General features: G+C 61.2%; 15 protein-coding genes. 7 read left to right on the forward strand and 8 right to left on the reverse strand.

Going from position 1 to position 14,500, the window contains the following annotated elements; all coding sequences use genetic code 11:
- The first annotated feature begins 2 nt into the window (after positions 1-2).
- The gene (locus JQ553_RS23785) at positions 3-1,871 is read left to right on the forward strand and encodes a flagellar protein (RefSeq protein ID WP_212502460.1); all 1,869 of its coding nucleotides are present in this window, start codon (positions 3-5) and stop codon (positions 1,869-1,871) included.
- A 78-nt stretch (positions 1,872-1,949) separates the two neighbouring features.
- Here JQ553_RS23785 and flbT read toward each other — a convergent pair whose 3' ends face one another.
- A complete protein-coding gene (flbT, locus tag JQ553_RS23790) occupies positions 1,950-2,381 on the reverse strand; it encodes a flagellar biosynthesis repressor FlbT (protein WP_212502461.1) in 432 nt (143 codons plus the stop codon).
- A 369-nt stretch (positions 2,382-2,750) separates the two neighbouring features.
- On the opposite strand from flbT, the gene JQ553_RS23795 reads away from it, so the two are divergent.
- From JQ553_RS23795 to JQ553_RS23805, 3 genes are all read left to right on the forward strand, one after another.
- Complete coding sequence (locus JQ553_RS23795; RefSeq protein ID WP_212502462.1) at positions 2,751-3,974, forward strand: flagellin; 1,224 nt, start codon at positions 2,751-2,753, stop codon at positions 3,972-3,974.
- Between the two features lie 208 nt (positions 3,975-4,182).
- Positions 4,183-4,548: a flagellar biosynthesis regulator FlaF gene (flaF, locus tag JQ553_RS23800; protein ID WP_212502463.1), complete on the forward strand. Its 366-nt coding sequence runs from the start codon at positions 4,183-4,185 to the stop codon at positions 4,546-4,548.
- 30 nt (positions 4,549-4,578) lie between these two features.
- Positions 4,579-4,944 carry a hypothetical protein gene (locus JQ553_RS23805; protein WP_212502464.1) on the forward strand — a complete coding sequence of 122 codons (366 nt, stop codon included), beginning with the start codon at positions 4,579-4,581 and terminating at the stop codon, positions 4,942-4,944.
- 19 nt (positions 4,945-4,963) lie between these two features.
- Here the strand turns inward: JQ553_RS23805 and JQ553_RS23810 are convergent, their stop codons facing one another.
- The 4 genes from JQ553_RS23810 to JQ553_RS23825 all read right to left on the reverse strand — a co-directional run bounded on the left by JQ553_RS23810 (position 4,964) and on the right by JQ553_RS23825 (position 7,512).
- The gene (locus tag JQ553_RS23810) at positions 4,964-5,350 is read right to left on the reverse strand and encodes a hypothetical protein (protein ID WP_212502465.1); all 387 of its coding nucleotides are present in this window, start codon (positions 5,348-5,350) and stop codon (positions 4,964-4,966) included.
- A 164-nt stretch (positions 5,351-5,514) separates the two neighbouring features.
- Entirely contained in the window at positions 5,515-6,012 is a 498-nt protein-coding gene (locus tag JQ553_RS23815) for a hypothetical protein (RefSeq protein ID WP_212502466.1), read from the reverse strand.
- 22 nt (positions 6,013-6,034) lie between these two features.
- Positions 6,035-6,388: a flagellar assembly peptidoglycan hydrolase FlgJ gene (flgJ, locus tag JQ553_RS23820; RefSeq protein ID WP_212502467.1), complete on the reverse strand. Its 354-nt coding sequence runs from the start codon at positions 6,386-6,388 to the stop codon at positions 6,035-6,037.
- Positions 6,388-7,512 carry a flagellar basal body P-ring protein FlgI gene (locus JQ553_RS23825; protein ID WP_212502468.1) on the reverse strand — a complete coding sequence of 375 codons (1,125 nt, stop codon included), beginning with the start codon at positions 7,510-7,512 and terminating at the stop codon, positions 6,388-6,390. The genes flgJ and JQ553_RS23825 overlap by 1 nt, the downstream gene beginning before the upstream one ends.
- Before the next feature lie 262 nt (positions 7,513-7,774).
- On the opposite strand from JQ553_RS23825, the gene JQ553_RS23830 reads away from it, so the two are divergent.
- Both JQ553_RS23830 and dksA read left to right on the forward strand, forming a co-directional pair.
- Positions 7,775-8,188: a flagellar assembly protein FliX gene (locus JQ553_RS23830; protein ID WP_212502469.1), complete on the forward strand. Its 414-nt coding sequence runs from the start codon at positions 7,775-7,777 to the stop codon at positions 8,186-8,188.
- 329 nt (positions 8,189-8,517) lie between these two features.
- Positions 8,518-8,883, forward strand: coding sequence for an RNA polymerase-binding protein DksA (dksA, locus tag JQ553_RS23835; RefSeq protein ID WP_171707889.1), 366 nt, complete (start codon positions 8,518-8,520; stop codon positions 8,881-8,883).
- Between the two features lie 339 nt (positions 8,884-9,222).
- Here the strand turns inward: dksA and JQ553_RS23840 are convergent, their stop codons facing one another.
- Positions 9,223-10,995 (reverse strand): radical SAM protein, encoded by a 1,773-nt coding sequence (locus JQ553_RS23840; protein WP_212502470.1) that lies wholly within the window; start codon positions 10,993-10,995, stop codon positions 9,223-9,225.
- Positions 10,996-11,727: 732 nt separating this feature from the next.
- Here JQ553_RS23840 and JQ553_RS23845 point away from each other — a divergent pair.
- Complete coding sequence (locus JQ553_RS23845) at positions 11,728-12,513, forward strand: 2-keto-4-pentenoate hydratase (RefSeq protein WP_212502471.1); 786 nt, start codon at positions 11,728-11,730, stop codon at positions 12,511-12,513.
- A gap of 108 nt (positions 12,514-12,621) precedes the next feature.
- Here JQ553_RS23845 and JQ553_RS23850 read toward each other — a convergent pair whose 3' ends face one another.
- Positions 12,622-13,350, reverse strand: a complete 729-nt coding sequence (locus tag JQ553_RS23850; RefSeq protein WP_212502472.1) for a carbonic anhydrase — start codon at positions 13,348-13,350, stop codon at positions 12,622-12,624.
- Between the two features lie 179 nt (positions 13,351-13,529).
- The gene (locus JQ553_RS23855) at positions 13,530-14,447 is read right to left on the reverse strand and encodes a serine protease (protein WP_212502473.1); all 918 of its coding nucleotides are present in this window, start codon (positions 14,445-14,447) and stop codon (positions 13,530-13,532) included.
- Positions 14,448-14,500: the final 53 nt, after the last annotated feature.

Below are 14,500 nucleotides of genomic sequence, written 5' to 3' on the forward strand. Positions count from 1 at the left end.
GAATGTCGATCGACGGCGTTAACGGCAGAACTTCCTATATCGGCTCCGCGATCATCAATCTGCGGAACCAGCTCAATGACCTGACGACGCAGCTTGCGTCGGGCAGGGTGTCGACGACCTATGCGGGGCAGGGGCCCGACCGCGGATTCGCGCTGAACCTGCGCGCGCAGATCAGCAGTATCGACGCGTTTTCCGATACCGCGACCAACGTCAACACCCGGCTGAACGTCCTTAATCTCGCGCTGCAGGGGCTATCCGACCTCGGCAGTCAGGTGAAGAACGCCTCGACCACGGCGACGCAGACGCTCAACGAGAACGGCCAGACGTCAGGCCAGATCACGGCACAGGCAGCGTTCGCCAACGCGATATCGCTGCTGAACAGCCAGTCGGGCGACCGTTTTCTGTTTTCCGGCCGCGCCAACGATACGCAGGCAACCGCGCCTGCCGACACCATTCTCAACGGCACGGCGACCCAGGCAGGCCTCAAACAACTGATCGACGAGCGCAGGCAGGCCGATCAGGGCACCAACAAGATGGGGCACCTGGCCGTATCGTCGCCGCCGGCGACGACGGTGACCAGCATCGCAGAGGATGGCTCGGCGTTCGGTCTGAAACTGGCGTCGGTGCAGTCATCTTTGACCGGGGCCACCGTGACGCAGCCGGCCGGCAATCCGCCTGCCGCGTCTGTCGATCTCGGTGCCGCCAATCCGAACGAGGGCGACAAGGTCAAGTTCAACTTCACGCTGCCCGACGGCACGACGGAGGCGATCGAACTGACGGCGACCAACACGAACCCGCCGCCGGCCGGTTCGTTCCTGATAGGCCCCGACACCGCTGCGACGACATCGAATCTGCAGTCGACGCTGACCTCGTCGATCCAGAAGTTGAGCGACACCTCGCTGGTCGCCGCATCGGCGATCGCGGCGTCCAACAACTTCTTCAACCCGGTGGCGACGATTTCCGGGTCCCCGGTCAACAACGCGAACACGCCGGCTGCGCCGATTACCGGCGCGACGCAACTGTCGGGCACCGGGGACGCGCTGGCCACGGGCTTCGCTGTCGGCGACACCATCACGGTGAACGGAACGCCGATCACCTTCGTGGCGTCGGGCGCGACCGGCAATCAGCTCAATATCACCGACAGCGTTCAGACGCTCGCGGCGAAGATCGACCAGATTACCGGCACCAAGAATGCCGCGACGATCAGCAATGGAGCGATCACGTTGCACGGCGCGGATGGCGCGAACCTTTCGATCTCGAGCTCCAATCCGACGGCGCTGGGAGCGCTCGGCATCGCCAACAACACGACCGCGACGCCGGCGCCGCTGCGGGTCGGCGGCCCGCCATTCGCCACCGCGACCAATCTGGTGGCGGGAACGCAGGCAAACACCGTGTCCTGGTACACCGGCGAGAGCGGTTCGGATTCCGCGCGCGGCACCGCGATCGCGCAGGTCGATCAGTCGATCACCGTCCAGTACGGTGCGCGCGCCAACGAGCAGGCATTCCGTTATGAATTGCAGAACATCGCGGTGTATGCCGCGGTGACGACCGATACCAGCAATCCGAACGCAAGCGCGCAGGTGACGGCGCTAGCGCAGCGGATTACGGCGAACCTCTCCCCGCAGACGGGCCAGCAGCAGATCCAGGACGTGCAGGCGGAGCTGGCCGGAGCAGGGACTGCGATCAAGGCGGCGACCGACCGCCAGACCCAGCTCAAGGGAATGGCGCAGACGATGCTCGACTCGATCGAGGGCATCAACCAGGACGAGGTCGCAACCAAGATTCTTGCGCTGCAAACCAGCCTGCAGGCGTCCTATCAGACCACTTCGATGCTGTACCAGACGACGCTGCTGAAATATCTGCCGATCTGACGGCCGCGGAATTTTCAAGGCGCCGAAGATGAAAAAGGCCTCCGCTTGGAGGCCTTTTTGCATCCCGTAGCGAAACGCTCACGCCGACTTGCGGGCGTCCGCCTGTGCGGATGCCTGTAGGCGGCGTGCGTTTTCGATCACCTTTTCCTCGTGACTGATCAGTTTCTTCGATTCCTTCAGCGCGTGATAGAGGTCGCCGTTGAGGATGAGATTGTTGATGCCTTCGATGAACGGCCAAGCGCTCGGCATCGCCACAAGGATGTCGCGCACCAGGCTGAAATAGGTCGGATGGTGTGCCATCGGATCGGGCGACAGATACATCAATTGCACGGCAAGATAGATCAGCTTTGCCGGCGTATCGGCGGTCTCAGGCGTCAGGATGTCCTTTTCGCGCAGGATCGGAATCCGGTCGCCGTCGATCAGGAGACGGGCGCGCTGATCGGTGTTGGTGATCACGCAATTGCCGACGATGATGCGCTCGTTCGGTTTGAGTTCGACCTTCAAAGCCATGCCCGTTCTCCTTTGCCGCCAGTTGCGCGAGGTTTCGTTGCAGCAAATCGCACATGATCCCGGCTCGGCTTAGCAGTCGCCGCCGCGACCGAGGGCCGATGCGACAGCGATCCTTTCCGATCATGGTTAACTATTGGTAAACGCCGCGGACCGGGATGTCGCTGAGGCTCCGAGAATGTGCAGCGAGATCAGTAGTTTTTCCGACGGACTTCATCCGGTCGAAGCAATTTTATTCTCTCGCATTTGAATTAAACGCCTTCTCGTAGATTGGTTTTTTCTTCGGGCGTCGCCGCGAGGATCGGCCGTCCGCCCGATCAGAAAGGATTGGAGCGGTTCATTCCCTCAGTTTCACACCAGAAAGGTATGAAAATGTCTGATATCGTTCTCTCCGCTTCCGTCCGTCAGAACCTCCTCTCCCTGCAGTCAACCGCCGATCTGCTCTCCACAACGCAGAACCGCCTTGCCACTGGCAAGAAGGTGAACACGGCGCTCGACAATCCAACCAACTTCTTCACCGCGCAATCGCTGGACAATCGTGCCAGCGACATCAACAACCTGCTCGACGGAATCGGCAACGGCGTGCAGATCCTGCAGGCCGCCAACACCGGCATCACTTCGCTGCAGAAGCTTGTCGACACCGCGAAGTCGATCGCAAACCAGGTGCTGCAGAGTCCCGTGGGCTACTCGAGCAAGGCCAATGTCGACGTTACCGGTACCGGGACCGGCACCGGCACCACGGTCGCGACCGACCTCAATGCCGGCAAGCTCGGCGGCGCCGTCCTGACCTTCAAGACGGCGACCGGCTCGCTGGCGGTGACCATCGGCTCGACCTTCTCGACCGGCAGCGGGACCGCGACCGTCAAGACGCTCGACCAGTTGAACAGCGTGCTGGCGTCCAACGGCGTTGCCGTGACCGCCTCGCTGTCCTCGACGGCTGATACGCTGACGTTCACCTCGACCAACGACGCGGCGAGCCAGACCATCACCAAGACGGGGAATGCGCCGACCGGTGAAGGCGTCGACATCTCGGCGGCCACCGCCACCGTCGGTACGGTGAATGCCGCTGTGGCCGACCCGACCTCGCAGGCCACCCGCGCCAACCTGGTCAGTCAGTACAACGTCGTGATCCAGCAGATCACCACGACCGCGCAGGATGCGTCCTTCAACGGCGTCAACCTCTTGAACGGCGACAACCTCAAGCTGGTGTTCAACGAGACCGGTAAGTCGACCCTGAACGTTCAGGGCGTCACCTTCGATGCCGCAGGCCTCGGCCTCGGCTCGCTGACGGCAGCGACCGACTTCCTCGACAGCACCTCGGCCAACAGCATCATCTCGAAGCTGAGCAATGCGTCGAGCACGCTGCGGTCGGAAGCCTCCGCGCTGGGTTCAAACCTGTCGGTGGTGCAGATTCGCCAGGACTTCTCCAAGAACCTGATCAACGTGCTGCAGACCGGCTCGTCCAACCTGACGCTCGCCGACACCAACGAGGAAGCGGCCAACAGCCAGGCGCTGTCGACCCGCCAGTCGATCGCGGTGTCTGCGTTGGCGCTCGCCAACCAGAGCCAGCAGAGCGTGCTTCAGTTGCTCCGCTAAACGCCGCCACCATTGGCTCCGAAACGGCGGGGAAAACCCCGCCGTTTTTCTTGGCCTGTGAACTGCGCGCTGCGTCGGGTCTTGCCGCATCAAAGGCGCAATCGGTAACGGCTGCTAACCATATTTAAAGGCGCGGCGCGTACCATCATGCGAAGCTATTTTGAAGTCCCGCGGTGCAAGAAAATCCGCTCTGATCGAGGTCTATTGAATGTCGAATGCAGCCCAGGCCTACGCACGCACGTCCACCACGACGGCGTCTCCACGTGAAATCGAAGCGCAGGCGCTCTTGAAGGCTGCCCGGCAGCTGCAGGAAGTCCAGACCAACTGGACTGGTCCCGGCAAGGCGATGGAGAACGCGCTGCTGTTCAATCGCCGCCTGTGGTCGATCTTCATGAGCGCCGCGCAGACCGACGAGAATCCGCAGCCGCTCGAGGTCCGCCAGAACATCGCCAATATCGGCGTGTTCGTAATGAAGCAGACCGTCGACATGCAGCTCAATCCGGATCCGGCGAAGCTGAAATCGCTGATCGACATCAACTGCAATCTCGCCGCCGGCTTGTCCGGCCGCGGCTGATCCGCGTATTCCCGACGGAGCATCGTCACGATGGCTGACCTGATGAGCATCTTGTCGGCCAACTACAAGGCGGTCGGTCTGACCGTTCCGTCCAAGACTCCTTATGTCGCGGTTGACCCGGACCTCTATCAGGGCACCTGGAGCGGGAAATATGCCAACAACAAGACCTTCAAGATCACGGTCTCGAACGTCTCGGGCTTTCGCGCCAAGGTTCATTACCAGAGCGACGGCACCAGCAAGTATCAGGACGTGCTGATCAAGGATAACGGGTTCCGGATCGGCGATACCAAGTTCACGCTGGTCAATCAGGGCACCGCGTTGATCAAGAACATCGTCAGCGATCCGGCGACGGGTGCAACCTATCTCGACCAGGCCTACGCCAAGCAGTCGAGCTGACCGCGCAGCTTTTCCCGGTTCAAACGCGGCGGTCGGTTGCGCGCAGGCGCGTCGGCGCCTCCTTGCTCAGGTCGAGCGCATGGAAATAGGCGCGGCGGCGCAACACCGCCTCTTCCGGAAACTGCTTCATCACCTGGCTGGTGCGATTGTCCACAACCCGGTAGACGATCGAGGCCGCGTCGCGGTCGATGATTACCTGGTTCGACACCGACGCAGCCTGATTTGCCGCCGACGCGTTGACGGCATTCGGATCGATTGTCACGCGCACGCTCGGCTCCGGAGCGGTGACGCTCTGGCTTGCCGGCAGTTCGGTCGCAACCGCCTTCTGCGCCGTTTCGCTCGCGGGAGAAACCATCGGCGCTGCAACCGGTGCCCCCACCGGTTTGATGTTGAAGTCCGTACTCATGGCAGCCTCCTAGTGCGCAGGCACTAGCTTTGCTTGAGTCAAACCCCAACCCCTCACGATCCGCAACTATAGGGACCACCTCTCAATATGCTGTTAGGGAACGCGCTGAACACCGCGCTGACGCGCTTGCGCCGAATTGATGAAAATTGCAGCTAACCGCACACTCAGAGCGAGCGGCTGACGGCGAGCGGCGTCATGTTGCGCGGGCCCGGCGCCGCGCGCTGTCCGGTTGCCGTATACGTATTCGGGATGTTGCGGCGCTGGATCTCGGTGTTGACACCACGCACAATGCCCTCCGAGACGGCGTGGGCCGTGGCCAGCACGGTCAGATTGACCTGAAGCATGGCGCGGAACGTGTCGTGATGACGGCGCAACGTCTCCAGCAGTTCTGGAGATGTCTGCGACAGCATCTTGTGCGCGGCCTTCAGATTTTCCACCACGACCATGTAGCGGCGCGACAGTTCGGATTTCCGTCCCTCGAGCTGCATTCCCTCGCGCACCTTCCCCGCGCGCACCAATTCGGTCTCGTGCTCGATGATGCCAAGCAGCGCGCTCATCACCTCGATGAGCTCTTCCGCGAGCTTGCGAATCTCCGGAGGCGTCGACGCCGCGGGGCGTGGGGCGGGGGCGGTCGTTGGCCGCTGCTGGGGACGCTGGTTCATCTCACGCTTCTCCGTCAGGCATTCAACTGGCGCGGTTCGCTTGCTGCAGGATCAGCGTGCGGAACACTTCGTTGGAAATGCCGACGCCGCCTGCCTTGGCGAAGTTTTTCGAATATTGGTCGGTGAGCATGGATCGCCACGCACCGGTGCCGGGCGTGTCGCCGAACGGGCCTTCGCCCTTCAGGCCGCTCGTCATTTGCGAGAACATCGAGTTCAGGAACATCGCCTCGAAGTCGGTCGCCGTCGACTTCGCCTTGGCCTGTACTTCCGGCGACACCTTCTTCAGCGCATCCTGGAGCAGCGGGTCGGGACGGCCGTTGAACAGCGGCATCACCGCCTTGTTCGGCATGCCAGCGGAGTTGATCATGCTGTCCATCACATCACCTCGATGTCGGCCTGGATCGCGCCGGCCGCCTTGATCGCCTGCAGGATGCTGATGAGATCACGCGGTCCGATGCCGAGGCCGTTCAGACCGTCGACGAGCTGCTGTAGCGAGACGCCGCTCTTGACGACCGCGAACTTCTTGCCGTCCTCGCTGACGCCGACACTCGTGCGCGGCGTCACAACCGTTCGGCCGGACGACAGTGGGTTGGGCTGGCTGACCTGCGGGGTTTCGGCGATCGAGACGGTGAGGTTGCCTTGGGCGACGGCAACGGTGGCGACGCGGACGTCGCGGCCCATCACGATGACGCCGGACCGTTCGTCGATCACGATTTTGGCCGCGAGATCGGGATCGACCTGCAACTGCTCGATCTCGGTCAGAAAGGCGACGACATTGCCCTTGAACTCCGCGGGGATCGAGAGCTGCACGGTGGAAGGGTCGATCGGTTCGGCCGTCTTCACCCCGAGGAAATCGTTAACCGCGGCCGCGATGCGCTTGGCGGTGGTGAAGTCGGCGTTGCGCAGCGCCAGCCGCACGTTGGGCAGGCGATTGAGCGCAAACTCGATCTCGCGCTCGATGATGGCGCCATTGGCGATGCGGCCGACGGTCGGTACGCCGCGGACGATGCTGGCAGCGGCGCCCTCGGCTGCGAATCCCGCCACTGCCACCGATCCCTGCGCCACCGCATAGACGTTGCCGTCGGCGCCGAGCAGGGGGGTGACGAGCAGCGTGCCGCCCTGCAGATTCTTGGCATCGCCAAGCGCGGAGACGGTGACGTCCATCCGCGTCCCCTGGGTGCCGAATGCGGGCAGATTGCCGGTGACCATGACCGCGGCGACGTTGCCGGTGCGAATGGTGGCGCCGCGGATGTTGACGCCCATGCGCTCGAGCATCGCCTGCAACGACTGCTTGGTGAAGGGGATGTTGTTGAGTGTATCGCCGGTGCCGTTCAGGCCGACCACGAGGCCGTAGCCGATCAGTTGGTTTTGGCGCACGCCCTCGATGTTGGCGAGATCCTTGATCCGGGACGTCGCGCCCGCAGGCATGACCGCGAACGCCAGCGCGGACAGCGCGGCGCAAGCTATCCGGAGTAGTCTTGCCGTACGGATGCCGGGCATCCCAGTGCTCCCCTCGAACTTACAGGCGGGTCGCACGACACTCCCATGACGGCGATCCGCCATTAACCATGCGAGCGCCGTGCCACGCTGTGGCGCGAATGCAATCAGTTGATATGTTTATCGAAATTGTCGGTTCGTCGTTTTGCTCCGGTTTGGCAGCCCGCGCGAAACTGCCGTGCGGCGGCAGAAATTGCCGGGTCGTTTACGGGCCGTTAACCATCGGGCGGCCAAGCTCGCAGCAGTCAGGCCTGCGAGACACCCCATGCGAATCTACGGACCGAACGGCACCACGCTTGGCTCGCCCACCAGCAGCACGCGCCGCACCGCGTCGACCGGCTTCTCGCTACCGGAGGCGACATCCGTTCCGGATGAGGTCCGCTCTACGGCTGCGCCGAAGGCCGCGGCCAGTCTTGATGCGCTGCTCGCGCTGCAGGGCGTGGAGGACCCGACCGAACGCCGCAGGCGCTCGGTCGCCCGCGGCAGGGGTGCGCTCGACGTGCTCGACGATCTCAAGCTCGGATTGCTCTCCGGCAGTTTCGACTCGTCCACGGTGAGCCGGCTGCGCAGCGCAGCCGCGGGCCTGAAGGAATCGTCCGGCGATCCTGGCCTCGATGCGGTGCTCGGTGAGATCGAACTGCGCGTTGAAGTCGAACTCGCCAAGGTCGGGCGCTATTAAGGCCCTCCTTGCGCTGCCGGACGGTCAGTTCCGTCCATGCGATTCGGCCACGCCGACCGGCGGGTGGCCAAGGAACTGAGGTATCTTGCTACTACCAAGCCGATAAGTTCCGTCTTGGGGCCGATCGTCTCCGATCGCGGCGGCCGGCGGATAGCCTCGCTTGCGCAAGGCCTTGGGGGTAGCCCGCCTTTCGTGGGTCCAGATATTGTCTGTCACATATCATGGCTATATAACGCGCCGCGCGGAGGGGCATTTTCCTCCGATTCACAGGGACATGGCTGCCTTTGGAAAAGCTGAAGAACTACCGGCCGACTGAAAAAGAGCCTTTCATGAACGAGCGGCAGCGCGATTATTTCCGCGCCAAGCTGCTGGCCTGGAAGGACGAAATTCTCCGCGAATCGAAGATCACGCTGCAGACGTTGCAGGAGGAGAACGTCAATCATCCAGACTTGGCCGACCGCGCGTCCTCGGAAACAGACCGTGCGATCGAGCTCCGTGCCCGCGACCGCCAGCGCAAGCTGATCTCCAAGATCGACGCCGCGCTCCAGCGTATCGAAGACAACACCTACGGCTATTGTGAAGAGACCGGCGAGCCGATCTCGCTGAAGCGGCTCGAAGCCCGCCCGATCGCAACGCTGTCGGTGGAGGCGCAGGAACGTCACGAGAAGCGCGAGAAGGTCTATCGCGACGAATAGTGGCCACCGGCCGCCACACGTTGCTCCTTGCGCGTGTGTGTCGTCACTTTTCGAATGAGTCGATTGCGCTTTACCTTAAGCGCGAGTCGGTTGGAGCAATTTGCGACCCGCAGCCGCTAATTGGTCCGCGGGTAGCAAAATATTCCGCTGTCCACAGCCACCACGGCGCAGATGGAAGCGCCACCAAGCGACATCGACCAATTTCGATGTCAGGCTGGGCAATAGAAAATCTGATCCCTCAGAGGCCCTAACGCCCCTATCAGAGGGCCCGGGCTGATGGCGGCGAGGGCTTCTTCGCGGTCAAAGGCGATCTAAGAACACATGGCAGTGCCTCGGTCTTCATGCGTTTCCGCGCGTCAGCTCGAGGATCCTCTTCTGGTGAGCGGCCGCTTCTTTCGCAGCCGGCGTCTGGTTCAGAAGGTCGAGGTTGATGTCATCATCATCGGTCGCGCGAGCCATCGCCTCGTCAGTGTAATCTAGACGCCTGGGATCATAGCTGACGCGGATGGCCGCCACGCTGAGACTTGTCAGCGTCGAGAGTCCGAACCACGTCTTTCGGATCAGATTTGCAGCCAACCGGACCCTGAAGAACAGGAAATTTTCCCGCTCCAGCCCAGGCCGCCGCTCATCAGGGTGACGAAGCCGAAATACACCACTTTGGAGCGGGTGGACGCCTTCTAACGTATGCATGGTCGAGAATTGATAGAGGATCTTGACCAAACTGCTCATTTTAATGCCGGAAGCGCCGGCGCGTCGTAGCAATACTTCCATGTGGTCCGGCGAGTAGTAGGTCGACCACGCTTCGTTATAGATGCCCGCCCATTCGCTCGTCGACATTCGAGGATGCGCCGTGCAGACGTGTTCGAGGTCGTAGTTATTAAGATCAGGATCCATCGCGACGCCGGATTTCCATAAACCCTGATGATCCTCCGAGCCGGGCAATGGTGTGAGGCAAAAGAATTCGACGATGTCGAGAGGCAATTCGCGCTTGAGAATGGCAATATCCTTTCGGATAGAGTGAGGCGTGTCGCCTGGAAAGCCAAGAATATAGCCTGCGAACGTTATGATGCCCTGGTCCTTCCAGGCCAACAGCATCTTGCGATACTCGGTGATCTTGTTTTGTCGTTTCTTGGCGTTCAACAAGTTGTCAGGATTAATATTCTCAAGCCCGATGAACACCCGGGTTACCCCGGCGCGTTTGCACTTCTCGATGAAGTTCGGGACCTTATGGCACAGTGTATCGACCTGAATCATCAACCCCAACGGAATGCCCTGAGCTTCCCGAAGCCAGACCAGCCGATCGAGAATGGCTTCCCAATTCTTGTTCCGCGTAAAGTTGTCGTCGGTAATAAAAAATCGACTGATACCCTGGGCCCAGTTTGCACGTACAATCGACTCAATGTCTTCCGGTGAGCGAAAACGAGATTTACGCCCCTGTACATTTATGATGGTGCAGAACGAGCACTGATAAGGGCAACCGCGCCCGGCATCAAAGCTGGTGCTCACCCCGAGTGTCCGCTCCACATTCAGGAGAGGCAGAAGCGGCACAGGGGTTTGCTCGATACCCGGCAGGTCCTTTAGATAGTTGTAGATCGGTTGCAGGCGACCAGCGGCCGCGTCTTGCAGTAACATATCGAAGCGTCCCTCCGCTTCGCCGGCGAAGATTGAAACTCCCATCTCGCGGCAGGCATCCAGTCCGACGGCTTTTCCATCAAGCATCGACAGACAGCCGGAGACGTGAAATCCACCGATGGCAACGGGAATATTAGCCTCACGAAACCTGGAAGCGATATCCAGGGCGCGAGGGTACTGATTGGACTGCACCCCGACCAGAGCTACGAGACCGACATTTTTGTTCTTTGCGAATTTCCGCAAGAGCTCGGGAATATCGACACGCGTGTTGAATTCATCGATCGCCTCGATGTCGATATCGACATCCTCACCCAATACCCTGCGCGCGGCGCTGTCGGCTGCGATGCCGTAGAGGCTGGCGAGCGAATTCGACGGGATGATCGAACGCCACCACCTGATCACGTAGCCGTCATCGCCATAGTGTGATGGCTTGATAAGGACAAGCTGGAAGCGACGCCGAACGACTGCGGAGCCACGCATAAATCCCCCACAATCGCAGCCACATCAGCTGCTCACTTAAGACAGACCTGCATATTCGAGATTCTCGTATGGTTCCAAACGAAGCGGAGTAGTTCGGTCAGGATCCCAGCGCCTCGGTCTCGAAGGCGCCTATGATGTGCACATGAATCTTTTCAGAACTATTTCATCTTCGGCCGAAAGCATTTCACTTGTAACGAGACGCCGGGCGGCCGACACGATCAGCCGCAGTCTGGCGACGACGCTTGCGAAATCGCCTGTTGGTCCGTCGGGGAGGTGTGACTGGTCTCGTTGAGGTCCGCTCAGCGAGGTAACGCCGACTGGATCACCCACGGCATGCTTTTCGCGTTTGACCCAAACTCGGCTTCGCCCGTGGGGTTTCCGGCCCGAACGCGCTGACGGGGCCTGCGCACCGGTCGAAATCGCGATCCGGCTGGCGCTCGGACGGCGCTGAAGCGTCATGATGTTTCGTTGAACCGGCGTCTCCGCAAACTCCCTTCACCTCTCCGCTTGCCGGAGCGGTCGCCTTGCTTCGATAGAAGCAAGGCGGGTGGGGCTCTTTCCGCAACGCAACTCGTGGTGAGACCCGACCCCAACCTGCCCCGCAAGCACGTGTCGCCTGCCGCCTTGTTGCGGCCGCGGACCTGACGGCGTCTGTCGACTGGCATACTTGCCAGCCTCGGCCCCGAGTGCTGAATTGCTGTGGGCAGGCAGAACGGAAGGAAGGGTGCGCCGATGGACAGAATCCTCGCCGCCGCAAAGGCGATCGCCAGCGCCCGCCGCAGCCGGGCGCCGCTGAAGGCGCTGACCAAAGACATCGTGCCGCGCGACGAGGCCGAGGGTTACCGCGTGCAACGCGCGCTGCACGATCTGCTGCAGTCCCAGCTCGGCAGTCTTGTCGGCTACAAGATCGGCTGCACCAGCCCGGTCATGCAGGAATATCTCAATATCCAGCATCCCTGCGGCGGTGGCGTGTTCGAGAAGGTCGTACATGACAGCGGCGTGCGGCTTCCGGCCGCCGACTACGTTCATGTCGGCGTCGAGTGCGAGATCGCGGTGCGGCTCGCGCGCGACCTTGCAGCCAGCGAGGCGCCGTTCACCGCCGAATGGGTCGCCGAGGCGATCGAGGCCTATCATCCCGCAATCGAGATTGTCGACGACCGCTATGTCAAATGGGAGACACTGGGCGCGCCGACGCTCGTCGCCGACGATTTCTTTGCGGCAGGCTGCGTGCTGGGCGAGGCAGTGCCGCGCATCACGGCGCCCGACCTGCTTGGCGTGACCGGCCGCGCCATCGTCAACGGCAAGGAGGAGGGCTGCGGCTCCGGCGCCGACGTGCTCGGCCACCCTCACAACGCGTTGGCCTGGCTTGCCAATCATCTTGCGGCCGAGGGCAGGGCCTTGCACGCCAGGCAGATCGTGCTGACGGGCAGCCTCGTCAAGACAGTCTGGCTGAAGGCCGGCGACGCCGTCGTGATGGAACTCGAAGGGCTCGGGAAGGTCGAGGCGACATTTACGTGATAGTCCTCCGTCATTGCGAGCGAAGCGAAGCAACCCACGCTTCCGTTCAACGCAAAATTGCTTTGCAATTTTGTCGCGAGCTCCTCGCAATGACGGTGACGATAGAGCTCACCCGACCAATTCGACCTTGCCATCGCCGAGGCGGTAGATGCCGCCGATGATCTTGAGCTTGCCTTGATCGACCGCCGCGCTGAGGATCGGTGTCGCCGATTTGAGCTTGGCGACGTTGTCGATGACGTTCTGCCGGATCGCGTTCGCGAGCCGGTCACCAGGCTTGCCTTCGGTTGCTTTCACCGCTGGTGCGATTGCGCTGACCAGCGAGGGCAGATGTCCGGGCAGGGTGGTGTTGTCCTTCAGCGATTTGATGGTGGCGTCGACCGCGCCGCAACTGCCGTGGCCGAGCACCATGAACAGCGGCGTGTTGAGCACGGAGGCCGCATATTCGAGGCTCGCGACAGTCTCGTCGCTCGCGAAATTGCCGGCGACGCGACAGACGAACAGGTCGCCGCGGCCGCTGTCGAAGGCATATTCCGGCGCGATGCGCGAGTCCGCGCAGCTCAGGATACCGGCAAAAGGATTTTGACCGCCTGCCAGTGCCTCGCGTTCGTGCTTGAAATCATGCCGCCGCGCCAAGCCCTCGATATAGCGGGCATTGCCTTTCATCAGGCGGTTCAGCGCCGCATCCGGCGACAGCACGTTTTGCGGCTTTGGCGGCGGCTTTGTTTCTTTTGCGAAAGCCGGGGGCCCGAAGGCGAAGCTCGCGGCGGCGCCGCCCGCAGCGATCATGAAGCGGCGGCGCGACATCTGCGGGAGGGCGGCGGCGCAAAGCTGGCACATGAAGTTCTCCGTCGTGACGCAGGCGGCGTCCTCGGCAATGTTATGTCATGGCGAACTGTTGGCTCGCAACGACGATATGGGGCATTCGGGCAAAATAGAATCGCTGTCGCAACAACACTTGCTAGTGTCGATCAGGTCTTGCCAACTTGCAACGAAGCACCGGACCACGGCCCGAGGCATCATGGAATCCGTCTTTCTCGGTCGAGACGTGCAATTTCTCCGTTGGTCACCAAATCCAGCCACGCCCGCACCGAAATTATTCTGCCGTACACGCCATATTTTTCGGGCGCGGCGCAGCCCTCTCCCCAACTGGTATCTGCGAATAGAACGCGGGTACCGCCTTGCCCTCGGGCAAGTGCCGGCCCGCCACTGTCTCCCGCGCACGCATCCTTTCCTCCGCCCTGCACGCCGAGGCAAATCATTCTTGCGGTGACCTTTCCGTCATACGAGTTCGCATCGTTGCAGTCCGAGCGGCTAATGATTTTGACGTCAGCCTTCCTCAGGAACTGCTGAACCTGTCCGTTTGGTTCTACCGCGCCCCATCCGGTGATGGTCGCGACATCGCCTTCGTTGATGAATTGATTATCGGATCGGGTGACCACAGGGATTTCTCGATCCGGAAAGGACGCGCGAATTTTGACCAACGCGAAGTCGTAATCGTGCGTTGCGTCACTATACCTTGGGTGTACCCAGATCTCGTCGATATCAAATTCCTCGAGTTTGTTGAGGTCTATGCTTCCCGCGCCTACAGCGATGAGCTCCTTGAAAGCGACCATGCCCACCACGCAATGGGCCGCGGTAAGAACCCATTGATTGGAAATGATGGAACCCGCGCAAAAAAAGCGATTGATGCCCGGCTGATGGCCGTTGTCATCTTTGGCCAGAAAACCGATTTGATGAGGAAATTCTCCGGGCTTTGCATCGGTACCGCCAACGATTTTTGGCAACAGTTTTCTCTGCTGGGCGACCAGGTCAGAGACGATCTTTTTTGCCGACTCGTCTCTCGGCCCACGAGGCATAAGGCTTTCAGCATCAGCGGAGGCGGCGCATGCGAGGGAAGATAATGCGGCGAGAACACAAGCCAATTTAATACTCATGGCCAATCTCCCTGAAAATTGAAAAGCGTATGAGCAGTGCCTTTTGGGAAGAA

Origin of the sequence: Bradyrhizobium lablabi (assembly GCF_018131005.1) — a bacterium.
GTDB lineage: Bacteria > Pseudomonadota > Alphaproteobacteria > Rhizobiales > Xanthobacteraceae > Bradyrhizobium > Bradyrhizobium lablabi_D.

What these genes read in the sequence shown, in the direction of transcription:
- JQ553_RS23785 (WP_212502460.1), top strand. Translation starts at nt 3, where the DNA reads ATGTCGATCGACGGCGTTAACGGCAGAACTTCCTATATCGGCTCCGCG.
- flbT (WP_212502461.1), bottom strand. Translation starts at nt 2,381, where the DNA reads ATGGCTTTGAAGGTCGAACTCAAACCGAACGAGCGCATCATCGTCGGC.
- JQ553_RS23795 (WP_212502462.1), top strand. Translation starts at nt 2,751, where the DNA reads ATGTCTGATATCGTTCTCTCCGCTTCCGTCCGTCAGAACCTCCTCTCC.
- flaF (WP_212502463.1), top strand. Translation starts at nt 4,183, where the DNA reads ATGTCGAATGCAGCCCAGGCCTACGCACGCACGTCCACCACGACGGCG.
- JQ553_RS23805 (WP_212502464.1), top strand. Translation starts at nt 4,579, where the DNA reads ATGGCTGACCTGATGAGCATCTTGTCGGCCAACTACAAGGCGGTCGGT.
- JQ553_RS23810 (WP_212502465.1), bottom strand. Translation starts at nt 5,350, where the DNA reads ATGAGTACGGACTTCAACATCAAACCGGTGGGGGCACCGGTTGCAGCG.
- JQ553_RS23815 (WP_212502466.1), bottom strand. Translation starts at nt 6,012, where the DNA reads ATGAACCAGCGTCCCCAGCAGCGGCCAACGACCGCCCCCGCCCCACGC.
- flgJ (WP_212502467.1), bottom strand. Translation starts at nt 6,388, where the DNA reads ATGGACAGCATGATCAACTCCGCTGGCATGCCGAACAAGGCGGTGATG.
- JQ553_RS23825 (WP_212502468.1), bottom strand. Translation starts at nt 7,512, where the DNA reads ATGCCCGGCATCCGTACGGCAAGACTACTCCGGATAGCTTGCGCCGCG.
- JQ553_RS23830 (WP_212502469.1), top strand. Translation starts at nt 7,775, where the DNA reads ATGCGAATCTACGGACCGAACGGCACCACGCTTGGCTCGCCCACCAGC.
- dksA (WP_171707889.1), top strand. Translation starts at nt 8,518, where the DNA reads ATGAACGAGCGGCAGCGCGATTATTTCCGCGCCAAGCTGCTGGCCTGG.
- JQ553_RS23840 (WP_212502470.1), bottom strand. Translation starts at nt 10,995, where the DNA reads ATGCGTGGCTCCGCAGTCGTTCGGCGTCGCTTCCAGCTTGTCCTTATC.
- JQ553_RS23845 (WP_212502471.1), top strand. Translation starts at nt 11,728, where the DNA reads ATGGACAGAATCCTCGCCGCCGCAAAGGCGATCGCCAGCGCCCGCCGC.
- JQ553_RS23850 (WP_212502472.1), bottom strand. Translation starts at nt 13,350, where the DNA reads ATGTGCCAGCTTTGCGCCGCCGCCCTCCCGCAGATGTCGCGCCGCCGC.
- JQ553_RS23855 (WP_212502473.1), bottom strand. Translation starts at nt 14,447, where the DNA reads ATGAGTATTAAATTGGCTTGTGTTCTCGCCGCATTATCTTCCCTCGCA.